At 73.3% G+C, this 13,854-nt stretch carries 11 protein-coding genes; 4 read left to right on the forward strand and 7 right to left on the reverse strand.

Annotation, left to right across the window (positions count from 1 at the left end; translation table 11 throughout):
• The first annotated feature begins 89 nt into the window (after positions 1 to 89).
• Positions 90 to 1,118 (forward strand): aspartate-semialdehyde dehydrogenase, encoded by a 1,029-nt coding sequence (locus ACFWRV_RS17655; protein ID WP_384335216.1) that lies wholly within the window; start codon positions 90 to 92, stop codon positions 1,116 to 1,118.
• Positions 1,119 to 1,196: 78 nt separating this feature from the next.
• Here ACFWRV_RS17655 and ACFWRV_RS17660 read toward each other — a convergent pair whose 3' ends face one another.
• Together ACFWRV_RS17660 and ACFWRV_RS17665 are read right to left on the reverse strand one after the other, a co-directional pair.
• Positions 1,197 to 1,544 (reverse strand): type II toxin-antitoxin system PemK/MazF family toxin, encoded by a 348-nt coding sequence (locus ACFWRV_RS17660; RefSeq protein ID WP_384335219.1) that lies wholly within the window; start codon positions 1,542 to 1,544, stop codon positions 1,197 to 1,199.
• Complete coding sequence (locus tag ACFWRV_RS17665; protein ID WP_015608544.1) at positions 1,537 to 1,761, reverse strand: ribbon-helix-helix domain-containing protein; 225 nt, start codon at positions 1,759 to 1,761, stop codon at positions 1,537 to 1,539. Before ACFWRV_RS17665 ends, ACFWRV_RS17660 begins: the two co-directional genes overlap by 8 nt.
• Before the next feature lie 104 nt (positions 1,762 to 1,865).
• Between ACFWRV_RS17665 and pepN the strand changes: the two genes are divergently transcribed.
• Positions 1,866 to 4,442, forward strand: coding sequence for an aminopeptidase N (pepN, locus tag ACFWRV_RS17670; RefSeq protein ID WP_384335222.1), 2,577 nt, complete (start codon positions 1,866 to 1,868; stop codon positions 4,440 to 4,442).
• A gap of 189 nt (positions 4,443 to 4,631) precedes the next feature.
• Positions 4,632 to 5,177 (forward strand): hypothetical protein, encoded by a 546-nt coding sequence (locus ACFWRV_RS17675; protein WP_384335225.1) that lies wholly within the window; start codon positions 4,632 to 4,634, stop codon positions 5,175 to 5,177.
• A gap of 90 nt (positions 5,178 to 5,267) precedes the next feature.
• On the opposite strand, the gene alc is transcribed toward ACFWRV_RS17675, so the two are convergent.
• The 5 genes from alc to ACFWRV_RS17700 form a co-directional block, all read right to left on the reverse strand.
• The gene (gene alc / locus ACFWRV_RS17680; protein ID WP_384335228.1) at positions 5,268 to 6,422 is read right to left on the reverse strand and encodes an allantoicase; all 1,155 of its coding nucleotides are present in this window, start codon (positions 6,420 to 6,422) and stop codon (positions 5,268 to 5,270) included.
• Positions 6,423 to 6,505: 83 nt separating this feature from the next.
• Positions 6,506 to 7,414 (reverse strand): LysR family transcriptional regulator, encoded by a 909-nt coding sequence (locus ACFWRV_RS17685; protein WP_384335232.1) that lies wholly within the window; start codon positions 7,412 to 7,414, stop codon positions 6,506 to 6,508.
• A gap of 121 nt (positions 7,415 to 7,535) precedes the next feature.
• Positions 7,536 to 7,748, reverse strand: a complete 213-nt coding sequence (locus tag ACFWRV_RS17690) for a hypothetical protein (protein ID WP_384335366.1) — start codon at positions 7,746 to 7,748, stop codon at positions 7,536 to 7,538.
• A gap of 39 nt (positions 7,749 to 7,787) precedes the next feature.
• Positions 7,788 to 10,205, reverse strand: a complete 2,418-nt coding sequence (gene malQ / locus ACFWRV_RS17695; RefSeq protein WP_384335235.1) for a 4-alpha-glucanotransferase — start codon at positions 10,203 to 10,205, stop codon at positions 7,788 to 7,790.
• Positions 10,206 to 10,517 (reverse strand): hypothetical protein, encoded by a 312-nt coding sequence (locus ACFWRV_RS17700; RefSeq protein WP_384335238.1) that lies wholly within the window; start codon positions 10,515 to 10,517, stop codon positions 10,206 to 10,208.
• Positions 10,518 to 10,827: 310 nt separating this feature from the next.
• On the opposite strand from ACFWRV_RS17700, the gene ACFWRV_RS17705 reads away from it, so the two are divergent.
• On the forward strand, positions 10,828 to 13,827 hold the full coding sequence (locus ACFWRV_RS17705; RefSeq protein ID WP_384335241.1) for a beta-N-acetylglucosaminidase domain-containing protein: 3,000 nt from the start codon (positions 10,828 to 10,830) through the stop codon (positions 13,825 to 13,827).
• The last annotated feature ends 27 nt before the right edge of the window (positions 13,828 to 13,854 follow it).

Consider the following 13,854-nt stretch of genomic DNA (forward strand, 5'->3'; position numbering starts at 1 on the left):
GATTGGACAAGGCGGGCCAGGACATACGCATCATGGAGCGGCATACGGACCGCACAGACGCACCAGGTGTACAGAACAGAGGAGTCCTCGTGAAGGTCGGAATCGTCGGCGCCACCGGTCAGGTCGGCACAGTCATGCTCAGGATCCTGGCCGATCGCTCCTTCCCGGTCGACGAGCTGCGGCTGTTCGCCTCCGCCCGGTCCGCGGGTTCCACGATCGACTTCCAGGGCTCCGCCGTCACCGTCGAGGACGCCTCCACGGCCGACTACACGGGCCTGGACATCGTGCTGTTCTCCGCCGGCGGCGCCACCTCGAAGGCGCTGGCCGAGAAGGTCGCCGCTCAGGGCGCCGTGGTGATCGACAACTCCTCCGCCTGGCGCAAGGACCCCGAGGTCCCCCTCGTCGTCTCCGAGGTCAACCCGCACGCGGCCAAGGTCCGCCCCAAGGGGATCATCGCCAACCCGAACTGCACGACGATGGCCGCGATGCCCGTCCTGCGCCCGCTGCACGACGAGGCCGGTCTCGAAGCGCTGACCGTCGCCACCTACCAGGCCGTGTCCGGCTCCGGGGTCGCCGGGGTCGCCGAGCTGCACGGCCAGGCGTCCAAGGTCGTCGCCGAGGCCGAGAAGCTGGCCCACGACGGCGAGGCGGTGGACTTCCCCGAGCCGGCCGTCTACAAGCGCCCGATCGCCTTCAACGTGCTGCCGCTGGCCGGCTCCATCGTGGACGACGGCTCGTTCGAGACGGACGAGGAGCAGAAGCTCCGCAACGAGTCCCGCAAGATCCTGGAGATCCCGGAGCTGAAGGTGTCCGGCACCTGCGTCCGGGTCCCGGTCTTCTCGGGCCACTCGCTCCAGATCAACGCCCGCTTCGCCCGCCCGATCGGCGTCGAGCGCGCCGTGGAACTGCTGAAGGACGCCGAGGGCGTCGAGCTGTCCGAGATCCCGACCCCGCTCCAGGCGGCCGGCAAGGACGCCAGTTACGTCGGCCGCATCCGGGTCGACGAGACGGTGGACAACGGCCTCGCGCTCTTCGTCTCCAACGACAACCTCCGCAAGGGCGCGGCGCTGAACGCCGTGCAGATCGCGGAGCTGGTGGCGGCCGAGCTGAAGGGCTGACCAGCGGCGTCACGCGTACGCCCAGCGGAAGGGGCGGCCACCGGAGCACAGCGGTGGCCGCCCTTTCGTGTGTGCGGGTCAGAGAGCCAGGTGCCGGCGCAGAGCCCTGTCGATCTCCGCCATGCGCTGGCGGGGAACCTCACCGAGGCGCTTCAGGATCCGGTCGGGGGACACCGCCCGGATCTGTTCGCACTGGACCTTGGAGTTCTGCGGGAGGCGGCTCTCGGCCGCGGTGAGAAGCACCTGGAAGCTGAGGATCCGCGAGGTGTTCGAGGTCAGGGGCACCACCGCGACGACGCCCCTGCCGGACACCTCGGCCGACCGGTTGGCGGCGTTGTTGGAGACGACCACCGCCGGTCGCACCTTGTTGGCTTCGCTCCCCCGCACGGGCTCCAGGTCCACGAGATGGATGTCACCCCTACGCATCCGTGAGCCCGTCGGCCACCGTGCGGTCCCACAGGGCGGCGTCCTCACTCGCGTCCCACTCCTGGAACGCCTCGGTGTACTCCGCCTCCAGGCCTGCGGTACGCAGCAACTCGATAGCCGCGTGTATGACGGCGGAGCGGGAATCGGCATCGGTCTTCGCCGCGTACTCGTCGACGAAGGCGACATCCTCCTGGGGAAGACTCACACTGATCTTCATACCAGGGATGCTACCACTGGTAGGAAAGAAGGCGCTACCCGTCGTCCGGCAGGGCCGGACATGGAAGGATGATCCGAAACGTCACCATCAAAGGAGATGACCGCGTGCCTGGCACGAATCTGACCCGCGAAGAGGCACAGGAGCGGGCGCGCCTGCTGACCGTGGACGCGTACGAGATCGATCTCGACCTCTCCGGAGCGCAGGAGGGCGGCACCTACCGGTCCGTGACCACCGTGCGCTTCGACTCCGCGGAGGCGGGTGCGGAGAGCTTCATCGACCTGGTCGCCCCGTCCGTCCACGACGTGGTGCTGAACGGCAAGAACCTGGACGTGGCCGCCGTGTTCCGTGACTCACGGATCGCGCTGCCGGAGCTGCGCGAGGGCGCCAACGAGCTGAAGGTCGTCGCCGACTGCTCGTACACCAACACCGGCGAGGGACTGCACCGGTTCGTCGACCCGGTCGACGAGCAGGCCTACCTGTACACGCAGTTCGAGGTCCCGGACGCCCGCCGCGTCTTCGCCTCGTTCGAGCAGCCGGACCTGAAGGCGACCTTCCAGTTCACCGTGAAGGCTCCTTCCGGCTGGACGGTCATCTCGAACTCGCCGACGCCGGAGCCTGCGGGCGACGTCTGGACCTTCGAGCCGACGCCGCGCATCTCCACGTACATCACGGCCCTCATCGTCGGCCCGTACCACTCGGTGCACAGCACGTACGAGAAGGACGGCCAGTCCGTCCCGCTCGGCATCTACTGCCGCCCCTCGCTGGCGGAGTACCTGGACGCGGACGACATCTTCGCCGTGACCCGGCAGGGCTTCGAGTGGTTCCAGGAGAAGTTCGACTACGCGTATCCGTTCGCCAAGTACGACCAGCTCTTCGTCCCGGAGTTCAACGCGGGCGCGATGGAGAACGCGGGCGCGGTCACCATCCGCGACCAGTACGTCTTCCGCTCCAAGGTGACGGACGCGGCGTACGAGGTGCGGGCCGAGACCATCCTGCACGAGCTGGCCCACATGTGGTTCGGCGACCTCGTGACGATGGAGTGGTGGAACGATCTCTGGCTGAACGAGTCGTTCGCCACCTACACCTCGATCGCCTGCCAGGCGGACGCGGCGGGCTCGAAGTGGCCGCACTCCTGGACGACGTTCGCCAACTCCATGAAGACCTGGGCGTACCGGCAGGACCAGCTGCCGTCCACGCACCCGATCATGGCGGACATCAGCGACCTGGACGACGTCCTCGTCAACTTCGACGGGATCACGTACGCCAAGGGCGCCTCCGTCCTGAAGCAGCTCGTGGCGTACGTCGGGAAGGACGCGTTCTTCCAGGGCGTGCAGGCGTACTTCAAGGCGCACGCCTTCGGCAACACCCGCCTCTCCGACCTGCTGGGCGCGCTGGAGAAGACCTCGGGCCGCGACCTGAAGACCTGGTCGAAGGCGTGGCTGGAGACGGCCGGCATCAACACCCTGCGCCCGGAGATCGAGACCGACGAGAACGGCGTCGTCACCTCCTTCACCGTGCTCCAGGAGGCCCCGGCCCTGCCTGCCGGCGCGAAGGGCGAGCCGACGCTGCGCCCGCACCGGATCGCCATCGGCGCCTACGACCTCGACGCGGACGGCAAGCTCGTGCGCACCGACCGGATCGAGCTGGACGTCGACGGCGAGCGCACCGACGTGCCCGCCCTGGTGGGCAAGGCCCGCCCGGCGGTCGTCCTGCTCAACGACGACGACCTGTCGTATGCCAAGGTCCGCCTGGACGCCGCATCGCTGCGGGTCGTCACCGAGCACCTGGGCGACTTCACCGAGTCGCTGCCGCGTGCGCTGAGCTGGGCATCGGCGTGGGACATGACGCGCGACGGCGAGCTGGCGACCCGCGACTACCTCTCGCTGGTGCTTTCGGGCATCGGCAAGGAGTCGGACATCGGCGTCGTCCAGTCGCTGCACCGCCAGGTGAAGCTGGCGCTGGACCTGTACGCGGCCCCGGAGACCCGTCAGGCCGCACTCAACCAGTGGACGGAAGCAACGCTGGCGCACCTGCAGACGGCCGAGCCGGGCAGCGACCACCAGCTGGCGTGGGCCCGCGCCTTCGCGGCCACGGCCCGCAACCCGCAGCAGCTGGACCTGCTCCAGTCGCTGCTGGACGGCACCGAGTCGATCGAGGGCCTGGCCGTCGACACCGAGCTGCGGTGGGCGTTCGTGCAGCGGCTGGCGGCGGCCGGGCTGCTGGACGAGGAGGAGATCACCGCGGAGTACGAGCGGGACAAGACGGCGGCGGGCGAGCGCCACGCGGCCTCCGCGCGGGCGGCCCAGCCGTCCGAGGAGGCCAAGGCCCGGGCGTGGGCCGAGGTCGTGGAGTCCGGCGAGCTGCCGAACTCGCTCCAGGAAGCGGTCATCAGCGGCTTCGTCCAGACGGACCAGCGCGAGCTGCTGGCCCCGTACACGGAGAAGTACTTCGCCTCGGTGAAGGAGGTCTCGGACTCGCGCAGCCACGAGATGGCCCAGCAGATCATCGTGGGCCTCTACCCGGCCCTCCAGGTCTCCCGGGAGACGCTGGACGCCACGGACGCCTGGCTGGCCACGGCCGAGCCGAGCGCGGCCCTGCGCCGGCTGATGTCGGAGTCGCGGTCCGGTGTGGAGCGGGCCCTGAAGGCCCAGGCGGCGGACGCGGCGGCGGCCACGGCCTGACACGGACGCGCCCCGGGGGCGTCCTCTCCGCTCCGGCGGAGGGGGCGTCCCCTTCGGCGTACGCACGCGCCCCCGTGCTCTGCGCCGGCGCGCGTTTGCCGTACGCCCGCGCGCGGGTGTGTCTCCCGTGGCCTACGGTCCGAAGGGTCGTCGCAGGAAGCTTCGGTCGCAGGCCACGGGAGGGTTCGGATGCCCGGCTTCGCCGCCGTGCCGGTCGCGCTGGCCCTGTGCGCGGGGCTGGTGGCGGGCCCCTCCCCCGCGCCGCCCGCCGCCGCGTCGCCCGCAGCCGACTGCCGGGCCGGTCCGGCGGGGTGCTACGACCTCTACACCTACGGCTACAGCCTCGGGCTGCATCCGTTCACCGGTGCGGACGCCGTTCGGGAGCAGATGACCGACCACTTCTGGCTGTTCCCGGTCAGCGGCGGCTGTGCGGGGCGGATCCGGGCCGGGGCGCGGTGCGAGCTGCTGGGCGGCAACCCGGTCGAGGTCGAGTACATCGGGAGCGACTTCTTCCAGATCAACACGCTGCCGGGCCACCAGTTGGGACGGGGCATGCACATCCGCTTCGCGTTCTCGCGGACCCTCGGCTTCCACACGATGACGGTCCGGGCCTGGCAGGACCGGCCCACCGACTGCACGGGCGAGGTCCTCTGCAACGGGGTGAACCGGGCGTTCGCCTGGGTGACCTGGCGGGTGCTGGCGAAGACACTGCACCTCTCCGCGTACGTCGCCTGAGCCGCCCGGCCCGGTGGAGACCGCCCGGCGGGCGGGCGCAGGAGCGCAACCGTCCGCCGGGCGGGAACTGGGGGCCGGGAGGTTACGGGGTCACGCGCCCGACTCCTCGTAGCGGCGGTTCAGCTCGGCCGCTCCGGACTCCGTGAGGGCGCCGTGCAGCCGCATCCGGGCCACGCCGCCGTCGGGGAAGGCGTCGAGGCGGACATGGGTGACGACGGCCTGGGCGCGCAGCACGAAGCGGTGCAGGGTGTCGGGCTGGAGGCGGGTGCGCGGGATGATCTCGAACCATTCGCCGGTGTCGCCGTTGCGGCCCTGGAGGGCGATCCAGCCCGCGGAGTTGCCCTTGAGGTAGGCGGTGTCGATCTCGATCGCGCGGACCGCGCCCTGGGCGGGGAGCCGGAAGCGGACCCAGTCGTTGGTGTCGCGGACCCGGCGGCGGCGGTTCTCCCAGCCGTCGTCCATCTTGCGGGAAGTGCCCGGCAGGATGATCTGGGTGGGCGAGGAGTAGAAGCGGTCGGAGGCGTCCTCGTACGTACCGCCGTTGAGGACCGAGATCAGGTCGATCGTGCCGAGCGCGGCGAGCCAGGCCGGGTCCGGGACGACCTCGCCGTGCACGCGGAGGCGGGCGATGCCGCCGTCGGGGTGCTGGCAGAGGCGCAGGTGGGTGTAGCGGCGGCCGCCGGTGATCTCGAAGGCGTTGGCCGCGTGGCCGCGTACGGGGGTGGGCGGGAGGATCTCCTCCCACTTCACGTCGTCGGCGAGCAGCTGCTCGGGGCTCGGTGCGCCCTCGACGGAGGTGGCCTGCACCGATACGCGCTGCGGGTAGTTGCCGCGGAAGTGGGCGGTGTCGACGATCAGGCCGCGGACGATCCCGGGGGCGCCGAGGCGGACGATCGCCCAGTCGTGGTCCCCGGGGGCCGGGAAGGGGTGGTCGGCGTCCGCGCCGCGGCGGCGGCGGGTCTCCCAACCGTCCATGATCTTGCCCTTGTGCCCGAAGTGCTCGGGGTCGAAGACGGCACGCTCGCGGATCAGGAGGTTCTCGCGCTCGGCGAAGAACTCGTCGTTGGCGGCGATGACGCCCGCGCCGAGGCGGCGGTCGGCGAGGTCGACCAGCTCGGTGAAGGGGAGGTCTCCGGCTTCGCGGTAGTCGGCGTAGGGGTCGCCGCCGCCGTAGGGCGCGGCGTCATTGGCGTGGGGGTCGGTGTCGGGGTCCTGGAATGCGGTCTCGCTCGCGTCGAAGGTCATGTCTCTTACCTTGACGCCACCGGACCCATCAGGTCCATCGAAAGTTTTCGCAGACATTGTTCAGTTCTGCTGAAAGAACGTGCTCAGCCGAACGAACGGGCGGTCTCGGTGAGCGCCGCGAGGACGCGGGCCACCGCCGGTCCGCTCTCCGCCCCGTGCCGGACCGCCGCCACCACATGGCGGCGCGGCCGGTCCGCCTCCAGCACCCGCATCACCACGCCCTCGCGGCGTTCCCGGGCGGCCATCCGGGGCACCAGCGCGACGCCCATGCCCGCTTCGACGAGGGCGAGGATGGCGGTCCAGCCGGCGGCGCTGTGGGCCTGCTCGGGGACGAAGCCGGCCGCCTCGCAGGCGGCGGTGGTGATCTCGGACCAGGGTCCGGAGCCGCCGAAGATCCAGCGGTCGGCGGCCAGGTCCGCGAGGCGCAGGGCGGGTGCGCCGGCCAGCGGGTGGTCGGCGGGGAGCGCCACGTCCAGCGGGTCGGCGAGCAGGGGGAAGAGGCTGAAGCGGGGGTCGCGGGCGGTCGGCGCGTGGGCGGCCAGCGACAGGGCCAGGTCCACCTCGCCCGCGGTGAGCAGCTCGTACGCCTGGGCGGCCTCGGCCTCCCGGACGCGTACGTCGGGCCCCGGGCGGTCCTCGGCGCGCAGCAGCCGGACGGCGGGGACGACGAGGGCGGGCACGGCGGTGGAGAACGCGGCGACCCTGACCTCGCCGGCCTCGCCGCGCAGATAGCCGGTCAGTTCGGCCTCCGCCCGCTCCAGCTGGGCGAAGACCGCCTCCGCGTGGCGCAGGACGAGGTGGGCGGCGTCGGTGAGGCGGACGCGGCGGCCCTGGGCCTCCAGGAGGTCCACGCCGAGCTGCTTGGCCAGGTTGGTGAGCTGCTGGGAGACCGCGGAAGGGGTCATCAGGAGCGCCTCGGCGGTCGCCGTGACCGTGCCCCGGTCGCGCAGGGTGCGCAGGATGCGGAGCTTCTTGACGTCCCACTCGGTCATGGGCGCAACCTACCGGCCCGGTCCTCGCCACGGCGGGCCCGTCCGGGGCCGGACGCACGGATGCGCCGCGCGGTAGCTGCTACCGGCGGCGCACCCTTCACGCATGGCGTACGCGTGTGGGTCAGACCTGCTTCTTGGACTTGTCCAGGACCATCACCAGGGCCGTGATCACCGCGAACAGGGCGATGGGCGCGACCACGTAGAGACCGATGGTCTCGATCGCGCTCAGGCGCGGAGCCGGGTCGTCACCGTCGTCGGGCGTGAGCGCGAGCGCCGGGGCCGACATGAGCAGCATCATCAGCGTCGTCCCGGCCGCAACGACGCCGGCGCGCATAGCGTTCTTCTTGTCCACGGACCCCAACGTAGCGAACGCCTAGGGGCGGCGCTCGCCCGGGGGTGCCGTATGAGGCTTCCGGGGCCTCAGGACGTCCATCAGCGCGTGCAGCCGGGGCGAGGCGGTGATCTCCTCCAGGGTGACCGGATGGCCTTCGGCGTCGGCGATCGGGAGCCGCCAGTTGGGGTACTGGTCCCAGGTGCCGGGGAGGTTCTGCGGGCGGCGGTCGCCCACCGTGTCGGGGAGCCAGACGCCGGTCAGCCGGGCGGGGGTGCGCAGCAGGAAGCGGTGGACGGCCCGGACGGCGGCCTCCTCGTCGCCGTCGCCCTCGGGGAGCATCCGCAGCCGGGCCAGGAGGGCCAGCCACTCGGCGGTGTCGGTGAGGTCGGCGGTCAGCTCCTCCTCCAGCGAACGGGTGAGCAGGCCCAGGCGGTGGCGCAGCGTCACATGATCGCCGGTCAGCCGGGCGGCGGTGGAGGGCAGATCGTGGGTGGTGGCGGTGGCCAGGCAGTCCCGGCGCCACTCCTGCGGGGCGAGCGGCCGGCCGTCGCCCTCCCAGTCGCGCTCGAACCAGAGCACCGAGGTACCGAGCACGCCGCGCCGGGCGAGCGCCTCGCGGACCCCGGGCTCGACGGTGCCGAGGTCCTCGCCGACGACGGCGGTCCCGGCGCGGTGGGCCTCCAGGACGAGGACGGCGAGCATCGCGTCGGCGTCGTACGCGACGTACGTGCCGTCGGTGGGCGGGCGGCCCTCGGGCACCCACCAGAGCCGGAACAGGCCCATGACGTGGTCGATGCGCAGGGCCCCGGCGTGGGCCAGCAGGCCGCGCAGGAGGCCCCGGTAGGCGGCGTAACCGGTGGCGGCGAGGGTGTCGGGGCGCCAGGGCGGCAGGCCCCAGTCCTGGCCGCGCGCGTTGAAGGCGTCGGGCGGAGCGCCGACGGACATGCCGTGGGCGAAGGCGTCCTGCTGGGCCCAGGTGTCGGCGCCGGCCGGGTGCACGCCGACGGCCAGGTCGTGGACGATCCCGACGGCCATCCCGGCGTCCTCGGCGGACCGCTGGGCGGCGGCGAGCTGGGTGGCGGTCAGCCAGGCGAGGCGGCAGTGGAAGTCGACCCGGTCGAGCAGTTCGGCGCGGGCTCGGGCGGTCCCCGGGGAGCGGGGGTCGCGCAGGGCCTCGGGCCAGGCGTGCCAGTCGGGCCCGTGCACCTCGGCGAGCGCGCACCACAGGGCGTGGTCCTCCAGCGCCTGGCCCTGCTCGGCCAGGAAGTCGCAGTAGGCGGCGCGACGGCCGGGGGTGAGGGGCACCTCGACGACCAGCTCCAGGGCCTGCCGCTTCAGCCCCCAGACGGCGTCCCGGTCGATCAGCGCGCCCTTGTTCAGCACGGCCTCGCTGAGGGCGGCGGCCTCCTGCCGGAGGTCGTCCAGGGTGGCGCGGTCGCGCACGTGCCCGTATTCGGGGATCGACTCGACGTGCAGGTGCACCGGGTCGGGGAAGCGGCGCGAGGAGGGGCGGTAGGGCGACGGGTCGGTGGGCTTCCCGGGAACGGCCGCGTGCAACGGGTTGACCTGCACGAACCCGGACCCGATGCTGCGCCCGGCCCAGGCGGCGAGGTCGGCCAGGTCCCCGAGGTCGCCCATGCCCCAGGAGCGGGCGGAGAGCAGGGAGTAGAGCTGGACCAGGAAGCCGTGGGTGCGCTCGGGCGGCTGCGGTACGCGGGCCGGGGCGGCGACGAGGGTGGCGGTGGCCCGGCGGTGGTCCGGCGTACGGACGTGGATGCGGTGGACGCCGTAGGGCGGCGGAATCCACCAGGCGGGCAGGGCGTCCGGCTCTGGGCCCGGGGGCTGCGCGGGCGGCACGGGAGCGGTGGCGCTGTCGCCGGGGGCGGGCACGTGGGCCGTGGCGGCGTCGCCGGAGGCGGTGGCGCGGTGACCGTCGGGCGGAGTGGGACCCGGGGCGCTGTCGCCCGGTGCCGGGACGGGCCCCATGGCGGCGTCGGCCGGAGCCGGAGCGGGGGCGGCGTTACCCGGAAGCGGAGCCGCAGCGGCGCTTCCGGAGACCGGCACGGAACCCGCCTCGCCGTCTCCCGGGAGCCGCACGGCCCAGGCCGGGGCCGCCGCCCGGGAGCGCATGCTCAGCGGGGCGGGCGGGCGGCCCGAGGGGTGTCCCGGGGCCTCGGCGGGCTCCGGCTCGACCGTGACGGTCGAGCCGGGGGGCAGCCCGGCCAGGGCGGGCGGCAGGGGCTCGCCGGCCCAGACCACCACGGTCGGCGGCAGCAGGCGCGAGCGGGACTCCGCGGCGGCGAGGCACGTCCGTACGTCCGCCGGAGTGCCGGCGTCGACGCCCAGCGCGGCGAGCACGGCGATGACCGTGTCGTCGGGGACGGACACCGTGACATCCGGCGACGGGGAGTAGGAGGTGGCGACACCGTGCAGTGCGGCGAGCCGGGACAAGCCCATTCAGACTCCTGGGAACTCCATGCCCCCCGCGGTGCCGGGTGCGGTCGGCTCGCTGGTCAGTGGGGCGACGGCGGCGAGCGGCGGCTCGCTCGTGAGAGGGGTGGCATCGGCGAGCGGCGGCTCGCTGGTCAGCGGCGCGGAATCGGCGAACGAGGATTCGCCGAGCAGCAGGGAGACATCGGCGAGCGGCGGCCCGCTGATCAGGTGGGCGACATCGGCAAGGGGAAGTTCGCTGGTCAGCGGCGCGGATGCGGGCTGGGCGGGTACCTGTTTGGAGAGGGCGGAGAGCAGAAGCTGCGCGGCAGCGGGCATGGTGGCCTCCTGGCCATGGAGAACAGGACACAGCAGACCTACCCAGGCCTCGCCACCGCAGACGTGGACGTGATGCAGGCGTTATGACAACGAGCCCAACGTGCTCCGGGTCACATTCCGTTCCCCCGCACGGCAGGTATGGGCCGTTTTAAGCCACTCCCGGCCGCCCCACCCGTCCCACCGAGCCCGAAGGCGCCACTATTCCCGGCGTTTCCGGGCAGAACGACCAAGCGCATTGACACCCTTGCGCCCGGGTGGTGGGCTCGGACCCCGCCAGGGGTGTGGGATACGTACGGAAGGGGAGCGCGACGTGCGGATCGGGCGCAGAAGGCAGGCGACGGCCGTGGCCGCCGCCGTGATCGGCGGACTCCTCGGATCCGTCTCCGTCGCTCCGGCAGCGGCGGCCGCCCCCGCCGCTCCCACCGAGCCCGGCAGGCCCGTCGCCGACGCCCCCGACCGTGCCGACAGTGCACGGACGCCGTCCGTCTGGCCCCGCCCGCAGAGCATGAGGACCACCGGGCGCGCCGTGCCGCTCGGCTCCGAGGCCACGCTCGTCGCCGCGCCGGACGCCGACCCGTACGCCGTCGAGCAGGCGCGCGACCTGCTGCGCTCGGCGGGCGTCCGCACCCTGCACGAGAGCCTGCCCGGCGACGGCCCCGTGGTCCGGCTCGGCGGCAACGGCGCGGGCGAGGCGCTGCGTGCCCTGCGCGCTCCCGACCGGGCCGATCTGCCGTCGGGCGGCTACCGGATCGCGGTCGGCGAGGTCGCCGGGCGCGCCACCGTCGCACTGGACGGGCTCGGCGGGGACGGCCTCTTCCACGCCGTGCAGACCCTGCGCCAACTGGTCACCGACGGCTCCGTGGCCGGTGTGACCGTACGGGACTGGCCGGGAACCGCCGTACGCGGCATGACCGAAGGGTTCTACGGACAGCCGTGGACGCGTGAGGACCGGCTCGCCCAGATCGCCTTCATGGGGCGTACCAAGCAGAACCGCTATCTCTACGCGGCGGGCGACGACCCCTACCGGCTGGCGCGCTGGCGCGAGCCCTATCCGGCCGACAAGCGGGCCGACTTCCGGGCGCTGGCCGAGCGGGCGCGCGCCGAGCACGTCACGCTCGGCTGGGCGCTCTCCCCCGGTCAGGCGATGTGCATGGCCTCGGACCAGGACGTCAGGGCGCTGACCAAGAAGGTCGACGCGATGTGGGCGCTGGGCATCCGGGTCTTCCAGCTGCAGTTCCAGGACGTCAGCTACAGCGAGTGGCACTGCGACCTGGACGCGGAGACCTTCGGCAGCGGTCCGAAGGCGGCGGCCCGCGCCCAGGCCCGGGTCGCGGGCGCCCTCGCCCGGCATCTGGAGGAGCGGCACCCGGACGCGGCACCGCTGTCCGTCCTGCCGACGGAGTTCTACCAGGACGGGGCCACCGACTACCGCACCGCGCTGGCGGCCGAGCTGGACGGCCGGGTGCAGGTGGCCTGGACCGGTGTCGGGGTGGTGCCGAAGAAGATCACCGGGGGTGAACTGGCCGGGGCCCGCGCCGCGTTCCGCCACCCGCTGGTGACGATGGACAACTACCCGGTCAACGACTACGCCCAGGACCGCATCTTCCTCGGCCCGTACACCGGCCGGGACCCGGCGGTGGCGAGCGGTTCGGCGGCGCTGCTGGCCAATGCGATGGAGCAGCCGTCCGCCTCGCGGATCCCGCTGTTCACCGCCGCCGACTTCGCCTGGAACCCGAAGGGGTACGACCCCGGCGCGTCCTGGCGGGCGGCGATCGACGATCTGGCGGACGGGGACGCGTCCGCCCGGGACGCGCTGGTCGCGCTGGCCGGGAACAGTGCGGGCTCGGTGCTCGGCGCGGAGGAGTCCGCCTACCTCCAGCCCCTGTTCGACGCCTTCTGGAACTCCCGCGCCGACGCCTCCCGCCGCGACCGGGCGGCGGGCGAGCTGCGCGCGGCGTTCTCCGTGATGCGGCAGGCCCCGGAGCGGCTGAAGACGCCCGCCGGCGGCCGGCTGAACGACGAGGTGCGCCCCTGGACCGAGCAGCTGGCCCGCTACGGCCGGGCGGGCGAGCTGGCGGTGGACCTGCTCCAGGCCCAGGCCGCCGGGGACGGCGCCACCGCCTGGCGCGTCCAACTGGACCTGGAGCCGCTGCGCGAGGAGATCGGGGCGAGCCGGGCCACGGTCGGCAAGGGCGTGCTGGACCCCTTCCTGGACAGGGCGGCGAAAGTGGCCGCCGGGTGGAACGGCACCGACCGGGCCTCGGGCCGGGTCACGAAGGACGCCCACAGCCATACGGTCCGGCTGGACGGGCCCCGCCCGGTGGAGGCCGTCACGGCGCTCGCCGAGCCCGGCTCCGCCCTCGCCGGCGCGGTCGTGGAGGCCCATGTGCCCGGTGAGGGGTGGCGGCCGCTCGGGCGGCTCTCGCCGAGCGGCTTCACCCAGACCGCCGCGAAGGGGCTGCGCGCGGACGCCGTACGGGTCACCGTGCCGGAGGCGGCCCGGGCCGCCCGGCCCCCGTATCTGAGCCCCAGCCTGCCCGCCGCCCCCGCCGTCGTGCCCGGGCCCCCGCAGGTGCGGGCGCTGGTGCCGTGGTTCGGCGACGAGCCCGCCGCCACGCTCGACCTGAAGCACGGGGAGACGGACGCGGAGATCGGCGGCGAGCCCCAGCGGGTCGCGGCACGGCTGGCCGGCCGGCGTCCGGTCGAGGTCAAGGGCAAACTCACGGCGAAGGCCCCGAAGGGCATCGAGGTGCGGATCCCGAAGCAGACGACCGTGCCGCGCGGATCGCGTACGGAGGTGCCCGTGGACATCACCGTCCCGGCGGACACCCCGGCGGGCGAGTACGAGGTGCCGCTGGCCTTCGGCGGCCAGGAGTCCACGCTGACCGTGCGGGCCTTCCCGCGTACGGGCGGCCCGGATCTGGCGCGTACCGCGCAGGCCTCATCGTCGGGCGACGAGACCCCGGACTTCCCCGCGTCGGCGGCCTCCGACGGCGATCCGGAGACCCGGTGGTCCTCGCCGGTGGAGGACGGGGCCTGGTGGCAGACCGAGCTGCCGGAGCCGGTGCGGCTGGGCCAGGTGGTGCTGAGCTGGCAGGACGCCTACGCCTCCCGCTACCGCGTCCAGGTCTCCGCCGACGGCCGCGTCTGGCGCACGGCCGCGACGGTGGCGGAGGGCCGGGGCGGGCGCGAGTCGGTCCGGATGGACGCGAAGGACACCCGGTTCATCCGGGTGCAGGGCGATGGCCGGGCGACGAGCTACGGCTACTCGCTGTGGTCGGTGGAGGCGTACGCGGTCGCGGACGAGTGAGCCGTGCGGCGGTCCGGGCACGACCGA

The organism is Streptomyces sp. NPDC058576 (assembly GCF_042718715.1).
Classification (GTDB): domain Bacteria; phylum Actinomycetota; class Actinomycetes; order Streptomycetales; family Streptomycetaceae; genus Streptomyces.

Bases quoted from the DNA above. Each gene is read 5' to 3' on its own strand.
- ACFWRV_RS17660 (WP_384335219.1), bottom strand. From the start codon at position 1,544: ATGCGTAGGGGTGACATCCATCTCGTGGACCTGGAGCCCGTGCGGGGG.
- ACFWRV_RS17665 (WP_015608544.1), bottom strand. From the start codon at position 1,761: ATGAAGATCAGTGTGAGTCTTCCCCAGGAGGATGTCGCCTTCGTCGAC.
- ACFWRV_RS17675 (WP_384335225.1), top strand. From the start codon at position 4,632: ATGCCCGGCTTCGCCGCCGTGCCGGTCGCGCTGGCCCTGTGCGCGGGG.
- alc (WP_384335228.1), bottom strand. From the start codon at position 6,422: ATGACCTTCGACGCGAGCGAGACCGCATTCCAGGACCCCGACACCGAC.
- ACFWRV_RS17685 (WP_384335232.1), bottom strand. From the start codon at position 7,414: ATGACCGAGTGGGACGTCAAGAAGCTCCGCATCCTGCGCACCCTGCGC.
- ACFWRV_RS17690 (WP_384335366.1), bottom strand. From the start codon at position 7,748: ATGCGCGCCGGCGTCGTTGCGGCCGGGACGACGCTGATGATGCTGCTC.
- malQ (WP_384335235.1), bottom strand. From the start codon at position 10,205: ATGGGCTTGTCCCGGCTCGCCGCACTGCACGGTGTCGCCACCTCCTAC.
- ACFWRV_RS17700 (WP_384335238.1), bottom strand. From the start codon at position 10,517: ATGCCCGCTGCCGCGCAGCTTCTGCTCTCCGCCCTCTCCAAACAGGTA.